The organism is Nitrospira sp. T9 (genome assembly GCF_052156535.1).
Taxonomy (GTDB): Bacteria; Nitrospirota; Nitrospiria; order Nitrospirales; family UBA8639; genus Nitrospira_E.
The window spans coordinates 217982-238172 of the sequence record NZ_JBQKUP010000042.1 but is presented as its reverse complement, the minus strand read 5'-3'; the positions used below and the strand labels follow the sequence as shown (position 1 = coordinate 238172).

The window sequence follows — 20191 nt, the reverse complement described above, 5'->3', positions numbered from 1 at the left end:
TCCGGGTACTCCATCTAATTGACAGATTGCACGGAGGCGGGGTCGAGAGTTTGCTCTGGGACATTGTGCGCTTAACCCAACCGGATAAGGTCAAACACTTGATCATCACATTTTCACCTGACAAGGGAAATTGGATCTATGCTGACCTTCTCCGCACAAAAGGTGCGTATCGCCAAGTTCCTAAGCAGGGTGTCTTGAAAATAGGTCGTAATCCTATCGCAAAGCTTCTCATACGTTACACTTCAACGCTGTGGCATGTGTTTAAATCAACAATCTGGTTTCGACCGGACATTATTCATGTGCATGGGAAATACATATACCCTATAGGTCTTCTTTCAAAGGTGGTCCTGAGGCGGCCGGTGATCCACTCGGTTCCGTGCCTGTTTTCCCAAATGGTGGAACAAGGGAAACCCTGGTTGCCAAAGCTTTACACCCGGTTCCATTCCTTGGTCGACTGTTTCTTCAGTTTTCTCCCTCAAGATGAATTGATTAAGTTAGGAATCCCCGTTTCAAAAGTTTATCCCATGCGTGGGTCTCTTGATCTTCAGAAGATTAATTGTGTAAGACAACAACAATCCCATCATCAAAAAGCCATTAGAGAATCATTACACTTACCTTCAGCTGCTTTGATTGCCCTCTCAGTTGGCCGATTGACCCCAATAAAAGGGCACCAATTTGCCCTGGAAGCCCTTCCTGCCTTGTTGCCGAAATTTCCTAATCTCCACTTGCTGGTAATTGGTGAAGGGAAACAACGAGCTGAGCTAGAGGAAGAGGCGAAAACCCTGGGCATTTCCCAGCATGTACATTTCCTTGGCTTTCAGAATGACCTTTTACCATTTTACGCAGCTGCTTCCGTGTATCTGCGTACAGCAGTTCTTGAGGCGGAAAATTTTTGCAGCCATCTGGCGATGGGAATGGGCCTTCCTATCGTAGGTTTCGATCCGGGTGTTAAAAACGAGCTAATCAAAAAGGTTGGTCATGGAATCTTGGTCCCCAATCAAAATGTAAAAGCCCTTTCGGACGCTGTGGCTCAAATTCTGAGGTTACCTGACCAAGGCAAAGAAATTGGTGCGCGTGGGACGGAATTTAGTCAAGCGAATATGGACATCCGACACGCAATTGAAGATATTGTTGCAGTCTATAAGAATCTTAGAGATGGAGGCGACATCAAAAAGATGCCAGAGTGCTAGGAACCTTTTGGATGTGCAATACCAAGCTCAAGCGGTCTTCCCCTATCTTAGGAGCACATTCCCAAAATGACACAACAGATCAGAAGGTGTGCCCTGCCACCGCCAAAGTGGTTCTGGCCCCAATTCAAACGGGCAGCGGGCAGATAATCTCGAGTCCTGTCCATCAAGCAAGTCGCAGCAAACCTCTGGATTCTGCCAATATGCTCACGGTGGTACCAGAAGCCCCCTCGTGATGGAATAAAGGCGTTTCTAGGCCAGAATTTGCCACAAGATGAGGACCTGGCCGTATAAAGGTAGAACGGGATTGAAAAAAAAAGCTCGGCGGAGTGTTTTGTTGCCATGAACATGATGCAAGATAAGCAAGATATCCCGCTACGACGAGCACTTATCGATTCGGATGATGGGTCGAATATTGGGTGTCCCGCCGAGGAGCAGTCCCGGCCCAAAGGCGGGGACCGTTACTTTCGGACGAGATGGCGGCATAACCATTCATTATGAGACATGGCAGTCCTGATAATACCAGAGATGCCTGCGATATGGTCACGGCTGATGGCTGTGCCTGTTGGTAATGACAGCACCCGGTTGCATATTTCCTCCGTCCGAGGTAGCAAAAGACCAGCATTCGGAAAGTGAGCTTTGTAGGGCTCCATGCGATGGCAACCTGGGTAAAAATATCGCCGCGCCATGACGTTTTCTGCCCATAAAATTTGCATTAAATCATCCCGTGTAATATGTGAATCCTCCCCATCTACTTCTATGACAATATATTGGTAATTACACTTTTCCGATTCATCATAAAGCATCAATGTGATTCCAGGTATGTCCTTTAATTCGCGTTCATATTCTTTGTAATTTCGATAATTGTGTTCAACGAAATCATCTATACATTCAAGGTTAGTTAAACCCATGGCGGCGGACATTTCGCTCATTTTTCCGTTTGTCCCTATATAAATAACTTTGTCATATCCCGAGAAACCAAAGTTTTTCATGAGGCGAACTTTTTGCGCTAATGCATCATCATTTGTGACGACCGCTCCGCCTTCAAAGGTATTCAAAAACTTCGTGGCGTGGAAGCTAAAGACTTCCGCATTGCCGAAGCCTCCAATCATTTTGGAGCCTTTGGAACAACCAAATGCATGTGAGGCATCGTAAAGAAGTCTTAGATTACGCCGGGCAGCAACTGCCGCGAGACCATCGACATCACAAGGATGGCCAAATAGGTGAACCCCGATAATTCCCGTGGTGGTTGGTGTGATAAGTTCCTCCACTCGTTTTGGGTCTAGGCAAAAAGTGTCGGTTTCAATATCACAAAAAATTGGAGTAATGCCTTGCCACCATAATGCATGAGCGGTGGCAATAAAGGTCATTGACGGAACAATAACCTGCCCTGAAAATCCGATTGCACGAATTGCTAACTCCAATGCTACTGTCCCATTGCAAGTGGCAATACAATGTTCATTACCCGTTATTGCAGATATCTTTCTCTCGAATTCCTGAACATAGCTTCCATTATTGGTGAACCACCTATTATCGAGAATTTGGTTGACCCGCTTCAGAAATTCTTCCCGTTTACCGACGTTCGGGGAGCCAACATGGAGTTGGTTGTGAAAAGCAGGTTTTCCGCCACAGATGGCAAGAGTATCAATTGTGGATTTCACTTCATAGTTCATATAGAACTGGTCGATTCCTGATGTATATGGGCGGGGAACTCGTAAGCCAATCTATCGCATAGTATATCTTTACTACCAAGAAACTGCCACCTATGATTGAGTGATACCCAACGTGGTATAGCATCTATAACGATTGAAAAGATTATAGGATTTTCAAACCTCAGAAACTTCGTTAGTAGAGGTAGGCTGACTGAGCTACATAAAAGTCAGAGAGGAAAAAGAAAAGGAGAACCCATGTTTGATCCAGGCTACTACACAAACACCGAACTTGAAAAAGCAGACTTTAAGTCTCTCGGTCATAATGTCTCAATCGCAAAAAACTGCACCATAATTGGCACAAAAAATATATCTATAGGTAATAATGTGCGTATTGATGGATTTTGCTCCATCATTGCCGCAGGAGAAGGCTTTGTAGAATTAGGCTCATATATTCACATTGGTTGCTACTGTTTGTTAATTGCTGGCGCTGGGATAGTCATGAAAGATTTTTCATGCATTTCTCATGGTGTCAAAATCTTTACCCGAACAGACGATTTTTCAGGCGAACATCTAACAAACCCCACGGTTCCTGAGAAGTATACAGGGGTCACTAAAGGGCAAGTGACTTTGGCGAAGCATGTACTTATCGGCTCCGGCACAGTGGTTCTTCCTAATATTACTATTGGGGAAGGTTCCTCTATCGGAGCTCAGTCCCTTGTAACCAAATCTCTTGATAGTTGGGGTGTGTATGTTGGGTCTCCGGTTAAACGAATAAAACCTCGTTCGAACCATTTACTTGAGCTAGAAAAACAACTTATGAAAGAAATTGCCCAACCTTTATTAGACTACCTCCCCCCTGTGTCAGGATAGATGTCGTGCCTGCTATGTTGAAGGCATCAACCCATGGGGGAAAGTGAGAGACGAATGCGACCGTACAAGGCAGACTTCAGAAAACAGACCGTGCGCAAGAAGATGACGGCGTCTGCGAGATCCGTGGGCAGTGAGCCGGGATAGGGGGCAACTCAGCAAAAACTTGTTTTTCGTCCCCGAAAATGTTGCTTTGTAAAGATTTGAAATAACCAGGTGCAACCCACCTCCTTGAAGCCGTCGGGGAACTAGATGATGCCAAGCCAAAAAATTCTCAGGTGTCTGTGACTGAATCGGACATCTTCAGAAATGAAAAGGGAGGGGGAGGAATCGAAGATGAAGATGACCTTCGAAAACAGGATGCCTTCGCGGAGTGGGGTTTGAACATCATCAATTGTTTCATTCAGGTTGAAGACAAACGAATTCTCGATCTGCGATGCCAAACCGGTGCACTCTCGGCACGGCTCCGATCCGCGGGGAGGTATTCTCCATGGAGCCGTTCGATGAACGAATGGTTCAAATGCGGAGGAAATTTCCTCACGTGACACACGAAAATTCAATGGTAAAGATGAGCCATAAGCCGTTGCCTCTTCGTTATTCTAAAATGAGATCTATCATTCTTACGAAATTGCTATCGCAAAAAAGTCATATCCATGAGAAAGCCGATTTGATTAATGGATACCTAAGGCCAGCCTCTGAACAAGGTCCGGCTTAAATCCCAGAAGATCGGGAGGCACATTAAAGGGAGCCGTTGGTCGGAATGCGGAATAGCAGTTGAGAAATTGGATGATCAGGACCACACGATCTCGTCGGTTACACCGGCTTCCATAGTGAAGACAGCGGGACGTGTCCAGGAACGCCCCTGAACCTGGCGGTCCGATCAACTTCACCTCATGGCTTCTTCCTCCTCCCTCATAAATTCGTTCGTCCTGCACACGACCAAGCACACGCCCGATCGCTCTCTGCACCTGATGGGATATATCCGCGGGAAGAAACGTCAGCGGCCCCTGGTCCTCCTTCGTCTCGAAGATATTAATAAATACTTTGACTTGCCTGAGATCTTCGTAATCGAAGTGAAAGAGCTGGCTGGATCGAGCCGTTTCATTTTCAGGCGACCAACAGAGCCGGGCTCCGGTTAACTTCGGTATCGTTCCCAGATAAACGGCTGCGGCATCAAGAATTGGGCGGGAAACCATAAGCCTGAGCAATTCCGGATGGCGGCAGAATTCGGCACCCTCCAGAATGGGAAACAGAAATTTCTTATGAGGATGTTTTTGGAAATATTCCGGGGGGAAGGCCTCTCGTGATTGCCGATACACTGCCTCACAAAACCTGACAATGCCATCGGTTCCTTCAATATCGTCAGGCCCAAAAAGCCGGTATCCGGCTCTGTCCGGAATGGTCATCCGGGGCTTCGTGATCGCAACAATTTCTCTGGCCAATCGCTTTCGCAGACGATATTGAGTGGGGCTACCGGTGATTTTCAGCGCGCGATAAAATGGCCGAACCACCCAGGGGGGAATTCTCAGATTTTTATGCAGTACCTTATAAAGCCGATTCTGACGAATCCGCTGCTTGACCATTTCCGAATTTTCAGAAGACAGAGGCATCTGAACGATCCCGTGCGGAAAATTGAAGAATTTGGCTGTATAGCTTAGGCTTCATTCATCTTCCATGGATGCCAATGAACGACCCCTGCCTATGGGCATCCAGGTAAAGCGTTTCATGATTCCTGAAAATTCGGGTTCTGTCAATCATTCACATTGAGCTCCCCGTGAAACAGAATACCCCATTTTGAAGATCCTTATTCATTCTCGAGAAAACCTATGGTATTCTGTGGATCGTGTCTGAGGATTGTATATAAAATACCTTTTGCCTGTAATTCTGCAAAGCGATTATCTGTCAATCGAAACATCAAGGCGCAAACTTTCCTTTTAACAAAATGGGAACACTCGTTCTTTTACGCCATGGAGAAAGCCTGTGGAACCGCGAAAAACGGTTTACAGGCTGGACCGATATCGGGTTAAGCCCAAAAGGTGTCATTGAAGCCCAGCAGGCAGCCCAAATTCTTAGGGGAAAAAGAATGATGTTTGACCTGTGTTTTTCCTCCGTTTTAAGCCGAGCGCATGAAACGGCAACCATTGTACTGAAAAACATGGATTTACCCTCTGTCCCGGTGCGGAGGAGTTGGCGGCTGAATGAACGTCATTACGGTGCTCTCCAAGGAATGACCTGGTGGGAAGCATCAACACAGTTTGGTGCGAAACAAGTCCTGATATGGCAGCGCCACTTTTCGGCGGTTCCACCTTCCCTTTCTCCTCAGGATCCTCGATTTCCAGGCCTGGATCCCTTATATGTAGATTTGAGTTCTCAGGACCTTCCTTTGGCAGAAAGCCTCCAGGACACCCAACACCGGCTCATTCCTTGCTGGGAGGAAGACATTGCTCCTCTGCTCAAAGAGGGAAAACGGATTCTGCTGGTTGCACACAACAATAGTATCCGAAGTTTGCTACAATTTCTCCTTCATCTCGATGAAGCCAGCATTAAACAAATCACGATTAGAACCGGAGAACCCTTGGTCTGTAAATTTGATCCCAACGGGAATCTTGTCAGCTACTCCTATATGCGGTGGAAGCCAAAGTTGAAGGATTGCACACAAAGGTTGTTGAAATACTGCCTTCCCTAAGTTCATTTTTGATTATTTATTTGTGGTTATGACCTATCTAAACTTTTCCGCCCTAGAAGCTATTTCGGCCCAATCCTTTCAGGAAGCCAAGCCCTATCCGTGGATGAATCCCCCGGATCTCCTGACGGAGGCAGGCTATCAAGGCCTGGTTGAGACCCTCCCGAATGTCTCCATGTTTCAAAAGCGTTTTGGGGTCAAGCGGGCTCATGGGCAGCAAAGCCATGATCGCTACACATTAGAGTATGGCCCGGGCTTACCTCTCTCTCCTCATTGGAATCAATTTCTAGCCGAGCTTCAGGGAAAGCCCTATTCGAATTTTTTAAAACGATTATTTGGGGTTAAGTCCCTTGAATTGAATTTTCATTGGCACTATACCCCCAATGGATGCTCTGTTTCTCCACATTGTGATGCCAAACATAAACTTGGATCTCACATTTTCTACTTTAACACGAAAGAGGATTGGGACCCCGCCTGGGGTGGCGAGACCGTTATTCTCGACGATCAAGGGCAGTTTAGCCGAAAAAGCGCTCCCAGCTTTGAAGATTTCCCACAATCGTTGGCTTCAACAGCCATTGGGAATTTCAGTCTGTTATTTCAACGATTGGATAAATCCTGGCATGGGGTCCGCCCCGTTCAATGCCCGGAAGGGCACATGCGAAAGGTGTTCATTGTCGTCATCAATCGGCTCTCGCTGGCTGACCGAATCCAGAGGGTCTTTGGAAAAAGCCCTAAGGGGTACTAATTTTCTCCATACGTTCCAACGCTCATTGCCGATACTCTTACAGTCCCCTATACCCTTCGAAATAGTCGGGCTTTATGGCTTTCCAATCTCGTTCAAAAAATGCCCGTTTCGTCCACTGGGCGAGAAAACACAATTTGATAAATCCAAAATAGGCTTGAATATCCGGCGCGCCCTTAGTCGCCAACAACCGGAGAAACTCGTTTTCGAAGGGATTCAGCCATCGCACCAAGGCTTTGGCAGCACCCATGCCTATGAGATGCTCGCTGACGAGGCCTTCCACATCGACAGCACACAGCAAATGGGTCTTGGGATTGAGGACAAAATTTTTCTTAACGGGGTCGGTATAATCGAACCCGATCCAACAGTGTGTAGGCTGCAGGACATCCACGAATTTTCTGAGCTCCCCCAACAATCCATTCGAAAGCATCCCAATCTGATTGAGAAAATGCAGATCCCGATCCAGGCGATCGGGGAACAGGGTCGTATTCGTTTCCACCAACCGTGGAGATTCAGAGTATACACGACTATAAAACATGGCCACTTTTTCAACGAGTGAGTCATCAACCTCTTTGATGAGAGACCCTTGAACAAACTCCACCCAGATTTCCCGCTCATAACGAATCACCATATTCGGGAAGATCCCGTCCCCACGGAAGCACTCGAGATTACGTTCAATTTCAACAGCCACGGAAGAATCACAAAAAACCAATCGCTTAAATTGCTGCCCATTGATGGTCACAAAATGTAGGCTTTTGTCCTTTTGCAAGCGGACTCCAAAAAGCCGGGATAAAAAATATCGGGCTCGCTTCAAGAAAAAGGGCGATCGTTGTTTGACCTGTAGTTGAAAAGACATCGTGTTGATTAAACTGGTGGTGTCAAAAAACCAAAAATTTGGAAAACAGGGGATACATCGGATATGATTTAAAATACCTAGAGAAGAATGCGTTACTGCCACCTGCCTGAGAAGCTCCGATTACCGTACCGGCACGTGAACTTTCAGGAGGTGTGTTATGAACTTTTTTTAAAAAAGAGTCAACATCTTATCCGATTTTAGCTCCAATAGCGCATGAATTAAGAACTCCTCCGGTATAACTGAAACATTCCGGTCAGACAACGATGATTGACAATCCAAAAGTTACCGTATTTATCCCGGCTTATAATCGCGAAAAATATATTGGAGACGCCATTGAAAGCATTTTGGCACAAACGTTTTCAAATTTCGAAATACTCCTCATAGACGATGGTTCGAAAGACCGCACCATTGAAATCATGCGTTCATATCAAGATCCTCGTGTGCGCATCATCAGGAATGAACACAATCTCGGGATTCCCAAGACCCGCAATAAAGGCATTGAACAGGCTCGTGGTGAATTTATCGCCATGTTAGATAGCGACGATCGGGCGTTTCCAACGCGTCTGGAGAAACAGGTCAGCTTTCTGGATGCCCATCATGATTATGCCCAAGTAGGAAGCTGGTGCCGCATGATGGACGAACAAGGCCGGCCATTAAAACGGATCAAGCGTCAGCCCATTTTACCTGAGGACGTCGACATTCAACTTTTGTTTCGATGTTCCCTGAGTAACCGATCGATAATGGCCCGGACTAAAATTTTGCAGGAATATGGGTATCGAAATGACTACCCACGCTGTCAGGATTACGACCTCCACGTGAGACTGGCCCAAAAGTATAAACTCGCCAACCTCCCTGAGTGCCTGGTCTTCGGCCGTATACACGCCGATCAAATTACCAGTCAAACAGTAGAGCTGGGTGATGAAAAAAAGCGGGCCATCATCCGCCATCAACTCAACGTCTTGGGGGTACCCTTCACCGAGGAGGATCTCGGTCCGCATTTGACGTTGTCCCGCATGCGAAAAGCCCAATTCACGCCGGACGATGATTACCTTCAATGGGCGGAAAATTGGTTACGGAAACTTCAAGAAGCCAATCGGCAAACACACCGGTATTCGCAGCGTGCAATTGCACAAGCGGTCAGCGAAAAGTGGATACGGACCTGTTGGGCGGCCTGGAACGGCATGGGGTGGAAAGCTCTGAAATATTATGTTCACTCCCCCTTGCGCAAAAGCCTCGTCAATACCATACGAGAACACGTCCTCACCCGATCAGCCCAGCATCTATTCAATTAGGTCTCAAAAAAACTTTCAATCATATGATGACGCCGAATTCCTCGGATTTCGCCCCACTCCCGAGTCCATCGATAAAGATAGAAGGTGAACCACCAGACCGTAAGCATCTTGCGATATTTCTACCATCTCTTGCCGGGGGCGGCGTTGCAAGGGCTATGGTCTATCTCTCAGAGGCCTTTGCCGATCGCAACCACAGAGTGGACCTGATCTTATGTCAGGTCTCAGGGCCCTACCTGGACAGGATTTCCCCGAAGGTTAAGGTCATCGGGCTCAAGGGGGGCACAAAATGGCGGGGATGCTTCCATGCCGTGTCAGCTGATGTTGGAGCTTTATGGTCAATGCTCCTCCCAATCCTGCTCTCGTCTCATCCTCCCAAAACTATCGGATATCTTCCTGATCTGGTTGAATATTTACGGCGTGAGAAACCAGATACGATGCTCACGGCGAAAACCCCTGCGAATCTCATCGCCTTGTTAGCCGCGCGCCTTGCAGGTGGCAGCACTCGCGTGGTGATCAACGAACAAACCAGCTTATCTCCCATCATCAAGACATCCAAAAAGTGGCGTTGGCGTTTCCTTGCTCCTCTCTTACAACGCGTGTATCCATGGGCAGATGAAATCGCGACCGTGGCGGATGGCGTCGCGGAAGATGTGTCCTCGTTAACGGGAATCCATCGTGATCGCATTACGACGATTTACAATCCGGTGGCCCTCACCCAGGTACAGGAAAAAGCCCGCATCCCGGTTGACCATCCGTGGTTTCCGGCAGATACTCTGCCGGTCATCCTAGGTGTCGGGAGACATGTGCCACAAAAGGACTTCGCGTGTCTCATAAAGGCCTTTGGACGAGTGCGTTCTGTGCGTCCAGCCCGGCTGGTGATCCTCGGGGAGGGAAGGATGCGTGATGAGCTTGAAAAGCTGGCTGAAACCTTGGCCCTCACCCAAGATATTTCCATGCCCGGATTTGTCGACAATCCCTTCGCTTTTATGGCCAAAGCTTCGGTATTTGTGCTCTCGTCAGCATGGGAAGGTTGTCCGAACGTCCTGATCGAAGCGTTAGCATGTGGATGTCCGATTGTCAGCACAGACTGCCCGAGCGGGCCTACTGAGATTCTCCAAAAGGGGGCCTTTGGACCATTGGTACCGGTCGGTGATGACAAAGCGCTGGCCGAAGCTATTCTTGAGGTACTTGACCGCCCACTTGGCCAGGAGCAGCTGTGTGCCCGCGCTACGGAGTTCGAGGTGGGCAGGATCGCGGAAAAGTACCTCCAGCTTATGTCAGCGATCTAAAATCCCTTCAAATGGCCCCGTTACGAGTGGCAAGATATCAATAGGACCATGTGCGGAACGGTATTCGATAGGGACAATCGTCGTGACGGTCTTGGATCCCCCACTTGATATACGGGGGATGAGGAGGAGTAAGGCTTATCGTCATAGCGAGCCCCCCTCCTCACAGCAAATCAATATGGGTGCCGGAAACCTATCTCACGACGCTTCTATGCGGTGATAGAGCATTATCATGGCCAGGAATTTTATCCCCTTGAAGCTTCCAGCAAATATGCAAAATAGCCAACTGGCAGATAAGCAAATGACGTCGAAGATCCTGTGATCACACTCCAGTTCACCTGTCTATCTCTACAGCAATCCATGTGGCTGTACGCGTTTACATGCCCAGGCATCGGTGATGATATGGCACTAATATTTCATGTCAACATCTACATGGGTCACTTCCCCATTCACCTCGAAGGAGGATTCCTCAAAATTCGGAGCGGCTAAAAATAAAGAAGGATTTCTAGACACGCCAAACCCCTCGGTAGGTAAGCCAATCAAATTACGGTCAAATTTATGATTGTCGTTTTCATCATGATAGACAACCACGGCATATTTTCCTTCCATCGGTGCGGCCAAACACAGGGTCATAGAACCTTTTTTGGCAGGTTCCCGTTCTTTATCCGCCCTGGCTCCCTTGACTAAAAAACTCTTTGGATCAGGTCCATACAGGACTGCCTTAAGGGATCCTGCAGCATTTTTGATTCCATGCACATGAATGTGAATAGGCTTCCCTTCGGAGGGGCAGGTATTAACTGGTAGCTGCAACCCTTCACCGAAACTTGCCGAACCATTGAGCAACAACACTGCACAAAAAATAGACAAGCCAACCCCATTTGGTCGCGAATAGGGTGTGCTCGAAAACAACTTCATCCTCTATACTCACACATGAACATCATATGATGAGAGCAAAATAAGCGGATACACACGTGGTTCGCAACTGAAGATAATCCGGAAGATTAGAGAGGAGGATTTTCTTGAGGGGTCAAGTTGGGTTTCCGTTTTTCAAAGGCAAACAGCAGGAGCAGAGAGCACACCCCCACGCTAATCGCCGAATCGGCCACATTGAAAGCGGGCCAATGGTAGCCATTGATATAGAAATCTAAAAAATCGATGACTTCTCCATATTGCAGGCGATCGATAAAATTTCCAATTGCACCCCCAAAAATAGACGCAATAGTCATTTGCCCCCACCAATCGTGGGGTTCCAGCCGTAAGAAGATGGTGATTAATAATCCCATGGCAAATAGGGAAGTCAGGAAAAAGAAAATGAGCCTAAACCCACTGCTGGTTGTGCCCATGATCCCAAATGCGGCACCAGGATTCCTAATGTAGGTTAAAGAAAAATATCCCGGAATAATGGGGATGGATTCATGAAGATACATCGAACTGGCAATATAATACTTGGTGATCTGGTCAAGGCTTACGATAGACGCGACGACGAGGCCTAACAACACAAACCGATGAATGCCCCCGCTCATCCCAACGCCTCCACGCATCGCCCGCAGAGGGTTGGATGTTGGGCCTGGGAGCCCACATCCTGGCGAATATTCCAACAACGATCACATTTGGTGCCTTCGGCTTTGACGACCTCCATCGCCAAACCGAGACTCGCCTCCACCAATTCGGCTCCAGGCAGGGTCGCAATTTTTTCCACCTTCACGCACGAGACAATAAACAGTGACGGCAAATCGCTGAGATACCGTTTGAGCAAACTACAATTGGGTTCAGTTGCATGCAAGATCACGGTGGCATCCAGGGAAGAACCAATCACCTTGTCCCGTCTCGACTTCTCTAAGGCGAATTGCACCTTACCCCGAACTTGGAACAAGTAGGTCCACGTCGTGTGGAGCTGGGGATCTTGAAAGACGGTGGGGGATTCCGGAAAATCGGCCAGATGCACACTAACCGGCTTAGATCCTTCTTTCGTGGATTCCGGAAGAACCTGCCAGATTTCTTCAGCCGTAAAACTCAGGATAGGCGCCATGAGCTTGGCTAAGGCTGACACGATTTCATACAGGACCGTTTGAGACCCACGCCGAAGTGGCGAGCTCGCCGGAAAGGTATATAACCGGTCTTTCAAGATATCCAAATAGGTCGCACTCATATCCGTGGAACAAAAATAATCAATCTCATGCACAACCTGTCGAAATTGAAATTGGGCATATCCCTTTTTCACGTTGTCGATCAATTGCCCGAGCCGCCAGAGTGCCCATTGATCCAGTTCCGGCAAATCGGCATGGGGCACCGAATGAACGCCCGGCTCAAAATCATATAGGTTACTCAAGAGAAACCGGCAGGTATTGCGCACCTTACGATACGCATCCGTCAATTGTTTTAAAATCTCTTTTGAGATACGCAGATCTTCCTGATAATCCTGCGAGGCCACCCATAGTCGCAAAATTTCCGCACCAGATTCTTTGATGATTTCTTGTGGGGTCACGACATTGCCTGCCGATTTCGACATTTTCTTGCCTTCCCCATCCAACACAAACCCATGCGTGAGCACGGCCCGATAGGGCGCTTGTTCATCCGTTGTCACGGACGTCAAGAGCGAACTGTGGAACCACCCCCGATGTTGATCGGAACCTTCAAGATATAAGTCCGCGGGATACCAGCCTTCGCCCCGAGGCCTCAACACGGCCGCATGACTCACGCCCGATTCAAACCAGACATCTAAAATATCATGTTCTTTTTTAAACGACCCATGACCGCATTGCACACATGTCGTTCCCTGCGGAAGTAATTCCTCGGCGGATCGACTAAACCAAATGTCGGCTCCACTCTCCTGCATTTGACAACTGATATGCTCAATCACATGATGATCGGCAAGCGGGGTCGAACAACTTTCGCACGAAAACGCGGGAATGGGGGTCCCCCACATGCGTTGCCGAGATAAGCACCAATCCGGACGGTTCACAATCATGCCATAAATACGATCCCGCCCCCGTTCAGGAATCCATTGAACTTTATCAATTTCTTTTAGGGCTTTCTGACGAAGATCGGCCACCTCCATGGATACGAACCATTGGCGGGTAGCCCGAAAGATGACCGGTTGCTTACAGCGCCAACAATGCGGATAAGAATGCTGGAGTTTTTTTTCGCCAACCAACAATCCCTTGGTTTTTAAGACTTCTACAATCCCGGGATTCGCTTCCAAAACATGTTGCCCTGCAAACTCAGGGAATTCCTCCGTAAACCGTCCTGCATCATTGACCGGCACCAAGATTTCTAAGGGCTTCCGATCTGGAAGCATGTCGACATAAGGGGGTTTGTTATATTTCAGCACTAAAAGATAGTCATCCATCCCATGTCCAGGAGCAATGTGGACACACCCGGTCCCTTGCTCCAATGTGACAAAATCTCCATTGAGGATGGGGACCTCTTTCTTGGCAAATGGAGGATGACATGTCCACCCTTCGAAATCTTTTCCTTTCTTTTTTCCTAATACCTCAAATTTTTCAATTTTACAGGCCTTGGTAAATGCGTCTTCCAATCCAAGGGCCACGATAAAAGCCTCTTCCCCAGCTTGAAGAACAGCATAGTCAAAATCCGGATGCAGGCAAATGGCTTGATTCGCGGGAAGGGTCCAAGGGGTCGTTGTCCAGATAACAGCCGAAACGGCTTTCAACGTTTTGACGGTTGGCAGCCCCAATCGTTGGTCGGAACCCATTTCAGCCGGCGAGACCGTAAAGGGAAATTTCACATACACCGAAGGGGAGAGAAGATCCTCATAATCCACATATTCCACTTCGGCTTCAGCCAGCGCCGTTTGATCCACGGTACACCACAACACCGGCTTCAACCCCTTATAGACTCGACCCTTTTCAACAAACTTTCCGAACTCCCGGACAATCGCTGCCTCATAGGCATGATCCATGGTCAGATACGGATGGTCCCAATCCCCGAATACTCCCAACCGGCGAAATTCGTCTCGTTGAATTTCAACAAATTTTTGGGCGTATTCTCGGCAGAGTTTCCGGAGTTCCACCGCACTCAGGTCTTTTTTCTTGGGTCCAAGTTGCTTGGTCACCTGATGTTCAATCGGTAACCCGTGACAATCCCACCCAGGAATATAGGGAACCTGGAAACCCGCCATGGTTTTCGATTTAATAATGATGTCTTTGAGGATTTTATTCAGCCCATGCCCGATATGAATATGTCCATTGGCATAGGGAGGGCCATCATGAAGGATATAACGGGGGCTGCCATTTCTGGCCTTCTGAATACGGTCGTACACCCGCTCCTGCTCCCACCACCCTAATCGCTCCGGTTCCTTTTGTGGCAGGTTGGCCTTCATCGGAAACTCAGTCCGGGGAAGGTTTAATGTCGATTTGTAGTCCATGGGCAAATTCTTAAGAATAATGGGACAAACTCAGGGCCATTCTAGCCATGCCCCGTAAACCCGTCAAACAATGCCCTTCAGGCATCTCGCCCCAACACAGCAATAAGCGAGGACCGTATTATTGAGTTGAAAGCGCCACAAATAAGGGAAGAGGAAATCACAAAAGGAAGGTAATCAGCTCAAATCCATCATGCGGTCCAAAGCCAGCTTGGCAAACACTTTCTCCTCGTCGGGAACTTGAATGTGATTGACCACATGGCCCTGTACGAGATTTTCCATGGCCCAACATAAATGAGGTCCATCAATTCTGTACATGGTCGAACACCGACATACCATTGGGGAGAGGAAATAGATTTGCTTATCGGGTTGATCATGTTTCAACCGATTCACCAAATTCAGCTCAGTTCCCACTGCCCAAATTGTTCCCGGATCGGCCTGGGTCACCGTCCGAATAATAAATTCCGTCGATCCCACCAGGTCTGCCTGGTTGACCACATCCTCATGACATTCAGGGTGCACAATAACCTGAACGGCAGGATACTGCTTCCGGAAATAAGCCACGTGTGCCGGTTGAAACATCTGGTGGACACTACAGTGTCCCTTCCAGAGAATCAGACGAGCCTTCTGTATTGTTTCCCGGGTATGTCCGCCATTGGGTTGGAAGGGATCCCACACAACCATCTCTTCGCGGGGAAAGCCCATGGCATTCGCGGTGTTCCGCCCTAAATGCTCATCAGGGAAAAAGAGAATCTTTTCTCTCCGTTCCCAGGCCCAATTCATAATCGCTTTGGCATTGGAGGAGGTACAAGTCACACCGCCATGCTCCCCGCAAAAGGCTTTGAGCGCAGCAGCCGAATTCACATACACGATTGGGGTCACGGTGTCTTCCACCGGTAAAAACCGTCCGAGCCGATCCCAGCAATCATCCACCTGTTCCATGGATGCCATATCCGCCATAGAACAGCCTGCAGCCATGTCAGGCAGAATGACGGTTTGATTGGAACGACTCAAAATGTCGGCTGTTTCAGCCATAAAATGCACCCCACAAAACACCACGTAAGGATGCTCAGGGTGCTCGGCCGCATACTTGGCGAGAAGAAGAGAATCGCCTCGGAAATCGGCATGCACAATCACATCGTCCCGCTGGTAATTGTGCCCGAGCAGAAGCACGTCCGTGCCAAGTCTCCGCTTAGCCTCCACAATTCGTTCGAACAATTCCGTCTCCTGGAGAGATTGATAGTCCGCAATAGGCCGCTCTATGATGGTCGATAAGGTCACGCCACATTCCTTAGGTTAATGAGTAAATTCTTTCAAATCAGTCCTCGGCTTCGCATTAATCATCGCGATGATGTCTCGTTTGCATGGAGAACCAGTCTTTCATTGTAGCAAATCATTCCCTCATGAAAAAGCCTGAATGCCTGAGAGCAAAATCCCCTTCGCGTACTTGACGGATGATCGACTTAAATTTCTGCACACAAAAACATTACCGACAAACCCCTCGGTGATACTGACAGCAAAGTGATGGCGCTTTTTTTCCATGAACATTTTCAGCAGTTTATCCACCATCTCGCATGGAGTGAGGGTTTGACAAGGGAAAAGACCCAGCGGTACGATAACTTTCGCTAGGGGTGCGACACGCTGAGAGTCCCAATAAGGGGGACGACCCTCACGACCTGACCTGGATAATACCAGCGTAGGGAAGCAGGAGCCACGAAAGCCCGCACAAGCCGCACTCTTTAGCTAAAAAAGGGGCGGCTTTTTGTTTTTTGGAATAAGCTTCCTGGACCAATTCCCTAATCCCAGAAAGAGAGGGTTTGCATGACACCAGCCCAAACCACCACATCTAATCCTTCGACACCATCATTACACGTCATTTCGGAGGAGCCCCGCATTCCTCTTTCTTCCCTATCGATTCAACCGTTTCCCGGCTCACAAAAAATATATCGATCCGGCTCGAGACCGGATGTACGGGTCCCTATGCGAGAAATTCATCAAACAAGCAGTCGGAGCATGCACGATGACACCGAAGTTCAGAACCCGACTGTCATTGTCTATGATACCTCAGGACCCTACACGGATCCCGGGATTCAGATTGATGTGCGCAAGGGCCTTCATCCCGTCAGAAAAGATTGGATCGCCGAACGTCAGGACGTCGAACCCTTGAAAGAGGTCAGCTCACGGTATGGACGAATTCGTGCAAACGATCCCGCTTTACAGGCCATCCGGTTCCATTTGCAACGCCCGCCCCTTCGGGCGAAATCAGGCCGGAACGTCACGCAATTGCATTATGCCCGGAAGGGAATCGTCACACCGGAAATGGAATTTATTGCTATCCGGGAGAACCAAGCACGTGAGGAGCGCCTATCCTCCCAACACGGGACAGGACAGGTCTTCGGGGTCGCTCAACATCCTGGACAAAATTGGGGCGCGTCCACTCCCTCCTACATCACACCGGAGTTTGTCCGTGATGAAGTAGCTCGAGGACGGGCCATTATTCCTGCCAATATCAATCATCCAGAAATTGAGCCTATGATTATCGGGCGCAATTTTTTAGTAAAAATCAACGCCAATATTGGAAATTCTGCCGTTACGTCCTCTATTGAAGAAGAGGTTGAAAAATTGATTTGGTCCATCCGATGGGGAGGAGACACCGTCATGGACCTCTCCACAGGGAAAAACATCCACGAAACCCGTGAATGGATCATACGAAATTCTCCCGTGCCCATAGGGACCGTACCCATATACCAGGCCTTAGAAAAAGTGGGAGGGAAACCTGAGGAACTGACCTGGGAAATCTTTCGAGATACTCTCGTAGAACAGGCGGAGCAAGGCGTGGATTATTTCACCATTCATGCCGGTGTTCGCCTGGCCTATGTCCCATTGACGGCCTCTCGCATGACCGGCATCGTCTCACGCGGCGGATCCATCCATGCTAAGTGGTGCCTGGCTCACCATCAGGAAAACTTCACCTATACGCATTTTGAAGAAATTTGCGAGATCATGAAAAGTTATGATGTGTCATTTAGCTTAGGAGACGGATTGCGACCGGGTTCACTGGCGGACGCCAACGATGCGGCTCAATTTGCCGAACTGGAAACGCTGGGAGAACTCACGAAAATCGCCTGGAAACATGACGTCCAAGTCATGATTGAGGGCCCTGGGCACGTCCCCATGCAACTCATCAAAGAAAACATGGACAAGCAATTGGCTGCCTGTGACGAAGCCCCATTCTATACCCTGGGCCCGCTAACCACTGATATTGCGCCAGGCTACGACCACATCACATCCGCAATCGGCGCAGCCATGATCGGCTGGTACGGATGCGCGATGCTGTGTTACGTCACCCCCAAGGAACATCTAGGGCTTCCTGACAAAGAGGATGTGAAAGCCGGAGTGATGGCGTACAAAATTGCGGCACATGCCGCAGATTTGGCTAAAGGCCACCCGGGGGCTCAACACCGGGACAATGCCCTCTCCCAGGCACGGTTTGAATTTCGATGGCAGGATCAATTCAATTTATCGCTTGACCCTGAAACGGCGAAGGATTTCCATGATGCCACACTCCCCGCTCAGGGGGCTAAACTGGCCCATTTTTGCTCCATGTGTGGCCCGCATTTCTGTTCTATGAAAATTACCCAGGACGTGCGAGAGTATGCTGCTGAAAAACAATTGGCAGATGATGCCGCCCTGAAACAAGGCATGCAGGAAAAATCAGAAGAGTTCCGAAAAACCGGTGGAGACTTATATCGATAAAGCGGGAAGGTCAATGACGGAACCTGAAGGGAACCAGAGGAATCTGTACAGAGACAAAGCCCAAAACGTCATTGGCCTTTATGTTGAATAAAAACGAAATATTACCTGGAGCTCCATATGAATCCTATTAACATCGCTCCGTTACGAGAACGGGACATCACCCGTCACATTGCCCGGGAGTATTACAAAGAATTCGATTCACTGATTGAAAGCGATATCATTATTGTCGGTGGGGGTCCGTCCGGACTCCTCTGTGCCCGCGATCTCGCCGCGATCGGCTTCCGGACTCTGCTCATCGAACAATCACTGGCTCTTGGTGGCGGCTTTTGGTCTGGTGGATTTCTCATGAATAAGGCCACGATTTGCGAACCGGCGGATCGGATTCTTGAAGAATTGGGCATACCCTTTAAACCGATTAAAGACTGCCCTGGCATGACCATGGTTGACCCTCCCCATGTGACCAGCCGGCTCATTTCCGCCGCCTACGAAGCCGGTGTAAAGATTATGAATCTCACCAAAGTCGTCGATCTCATTCTTCGGCAAGATCATCGTATCGAAGGTGTCGTTGTCAATAATTCCACCGTGGAAATGGCGGGACATGATACCATTCACGTCGATCCCATTGCCCTTGAAAGTCAAATTGTGGTTGATGCGACCGGTCATGACGCCGTCGTAGTTAATCTCCTCCACCAACGTAATTTATATCAGAAAGTTCCCGGAAACGGGGCCATGTGGGTAGCGCGTTCTGAAGCATTAGTGGTAGAAAATACCCGTGAGATCTATCCAAATTGCTTTGTTGCCGGCTTGGCCGTTGCTGCAGTTGATGGCAGTCCACGCATGGGACCGGCATTTGGGTCGATGTTGCTTTCCGGCCGACGTGCAGCTGAATTAGTTCAACACAAACTCAAAGGCGGGTAACCGCCTCTTTTCCTGAGAAACACAAAAGGACAGTGCGCGACACAATTTCCTATGGATATTCAAGATTTTTTGGACCAGGGTGAGGGCAACGAAGAGGATAAGGTGGCAGCCTGGAATCTTTTCCAGCAGGCCTATGAGCTCCAAATGAAGGGACAACTGGAAGAAGCGGTGGATCTCTACAAACAATCCATCGACCTCTTTCCGACCGCTGAAGCCCACACATTCCTAGGATGGGCCTATAGTTTCATGGGTCAAATGCAGGAAGCCATTGAGGAATGCCAAATGGCTATTCGCCAGGACCCTGAATTCGGAAATCCTTATAACGATATCGGGGCCTACCTTATTGAGCTCAACCAGCTGGAAGAGGCCATTCCCTGGCTTGAAAAAGCGATGAAAGCTAAACGATATGAAAATCCCTCCTTTCCTCATATGAATCTCGGCCGGGTGTACGAACGACAAGGGGCATGGGACCAAGCCGTCGATTCCTACAAAAAGTCTCTGGCTCTTAATCCCGAATACAAAACAGCCAAACAAGCGCTCATGCGCATTCTAACTCTTATGAATTAGC

At 48.6% G+C, this 20191-nt stretch carries 16 protein-coding genes and 1 riboswitch; of the genes, 9 read left to right on the top strand and 7 right to left on the bottom strand.

Features of this window, described 5'->3' with window-relative positions; translation table 11 throughout:
- Positions 1-98 precede the first annotated feature (98 nt).
- Positions 99-1190 (top strand): glycosyltransferase family 4 protein, encoded by a 1092-nt coding sequence (locus ACTRXD_RS20540; RefSeq protein ID WP_442433641.1) that lies wholly within the window; start codon positions 99-101, stop codon positions 1188-1190.
- A 458-nt stretch (positions 1191-1648) separates the two neighbouring features.
- Here the strand turns inward: ACTRXD_RS20540 and ACTRXD_RS20535 are convergent, their stop codons facing one another.
- On the bottom strand, positions 1649-2860 hold the full coding sequence (locus ACTRXD_RS20535; protein ID WP_442433640.1) for a DegT/DnrJ/EryC1/StrS family aminotransferase: 1212 nt from the start codon (positions 2858-2860) through the stop codon (positions 1649-1651).
- A gap of 234 nt (positions 2861-3094) precedes the next feature.
- On the opposite strand from ACTRXD_RS20535, the gene ACTRXD_RS20530 reads away from it, so the two are divergent.
- Entirely contained in the window at positions 3095-3709 is a 615-nt protein-coding gene (locus ACTRXD_RS20530) for an acyltransferase (protein ID WP_442433639.1), read from the top strand.
- A gap of 668 nt (positions 3710-4377) precedes the next feature.
- On the opposite strand, the gene ACTRXD_RS20525 is transcribed toward ACTRXD_RS20530, so the two are convergent.
- On the bottom strand, positions 4378-5316 hold the full coding sequence (locus ACTRXD_RS20525; RefSeq protein ID WP_442433638.1) for a hypothetical protein: 939 nt from the start codon (positions 5314-5316) through the stop codon (positions 4378-4380).
- 332 nt (positions 5317-5648) lie between these two features.
- Between ACTRXD_RS20525 and ACTRXD_RS20520 the strand changes: the two genes are divergently transcribed.
- Together ACTRXD_RS20520 and ACTRXD_RS20515 are read left to right on the top strand one after the other, a co-directional pair.
- A complete protein-coding gene (locus ACTRXD_RS20520) occupies positions 5649-6392 on the top strand; it encodes a 2,3-bisphosphoglycerate-dependent phosphoglycerate mutase (protein ID WP_442433637.1) in 744 nt (247 codons plus the stop codon).
- A gap of 28 nt (positions 6393-6420) precedes the next feature.
- Positions 6421-7134 carry a 2OG-Fe(II) oxygenase gene (locus ACTRXD_RS20515; protein ID WP_442433636.1) on the top strand — a complete coding sequence of 238 codons (714 nt, stop codon included), beginning with the start codon at positions 6421-6423 and terminating at the stop codon, positions 7132-7134.
- A gap of 37 nt (positions 7135-7171) precedes the next feature.
- Here the strand turns inward: ACTRXD_RS20515 and ACTRXD_RS20510 are convergent, their stop codons facing one another.
- A complete protein-coding gene (locus ACTRXD_RS20510) occupies positions 7172-7987 on the bottom strand; it encodes a hypothetical protein (protein WP_442433635.1) in 816 nt (271 codons plus the stop codon).
- A 263-nt stretch (positions 7988-8250) separates the two neighbouring features.
- On the opposite strand from ACTRXD_RS20510, the gene ACTRXD_RS20505 reads away from it, so the two are divergent.
- On the top strand, positions 8251-9279 hold the full coding sequence (locus ACTRXD_RS20505) for a glycosyltransferase family 2 protein (RefSeq protein ID WP_442433634.1): 1029 nt from the start codon (positions 8251-8253) through the stop codon (positions 9277-9279).
- A 23-nt stretch (positions 9280-9302) separates the two neighbouring features.
- Entirely contained in the window at positions 9303-10568 is a 1266-nt protein-coding gene (locus ACTRXD_RS20500) for a glycosyltransferase (protein WP_442433633.1), read from the top strand.
- A 405-nt stretch (positions 10569-10973) separates the two neighbouring features.
- On the opposite strand, the gene ACTRXD_RS20495 is transcribed toward ACTRXD_RS20500, so the two are convergent.
- From ACTRXD_RS20495 to nadA, 4 genes are all read right to left on the bottom strand, one after another.
- The gene (locus ACTRXD_RS20495) at positions 10974-11432 is read right to left on the bottom strand and encodes a DUF2141 domain-containing protein (protein ID WP_442433632.1); all 459 of its coding nucleotides are present in this window, start codon (positions 11430-11432) and stop codon (positions 10974-10976) included.
- Between the two features lie 134 nt (positions 11433-11566).
- Complete coding sequence (gene lspA, locus ACTRXD_RS20490) at positions 11567-12088, bottom strand: signal peptidase II (protein WP_442433631.1); 522 nt, start codon at positions 12086-12088, stop codon at positions 11567-11569.
- Entirely contained in the window at positions 12085-14952 is a 2868-nt protein-coding gene (gene ileS / locus ACTRXD_RS20485) for an isoleucine--tRNA ligase (RefSeq protein ID WP_442433630.1), read from the bottom strand. Before ileS ends, lspA begins: the two co-directional genes overlap by 4 nt.
- Before the next feature lie 174 nt (positions 14953-15126).
- The gene (gene nadA, locus ACTRXD_RS20480; protein ID WP_442433629.1) at positions 15127-16230 is read right to left on the bottom strand and encodes a quinolinate synthase NadA; all 1104 of its coding nucleotides are present in this window, start codon (positions 16228-16230) and stop codon (positions 15127-15129) included.
- A gap of 336 nt (positions 16231-16566) precedes the next feature.
- Positions 16567-16669, top strand: a riboswitch (TPP riboswitch).
- 101 nt (positions 16670-16770) lie between these two features.
- On the opposite strand from nadA, the gene thiC reads away from it, so the two are divergent.
- From thiC to ACTRXD_RS20465, 3 genes are all read left to right on the top strand, one after another.
- Positions 16771-18705, top strand: coding sequence for a phosphomethylpyrimidine synthase ThiC (gene thiC, locus ACTRXD_RS20475; protein WP_442433628.1), 1935 nt, complete (start codon positions 16771-16773; stop codon positions 18703-18705).
- Between the two features lie 117 nt (positions 18706-18822).
- The gene (locus tag ACTRXD_RS20470; RefSeq protein ID WP_442433627.1) at positions 18823-19623 is read left to right on the top strand and encodes a sulfide-dependent adenosine diphosphate thiazole synthase; all 801 of its coding nucleotides are present in this window, start codon (positions 18823-18825) and stop codon (positions 19621-19623) included.
- 51 nt (positions 19624-19674) lie between these two features.
- On the top strand, positions 19675-20190 hold the full coding sequence (locus tag ACTRXD_RS20465) for a tetratricopeptide repeat protein (RefSeq protein ID WP_442433626.1): 516 nt from the start codon (positions 19675-19677) through the stop codon (positions 20188-20190).
- The last annotated feature ends 1 nt before the right edge of the window (position 20191 follow it).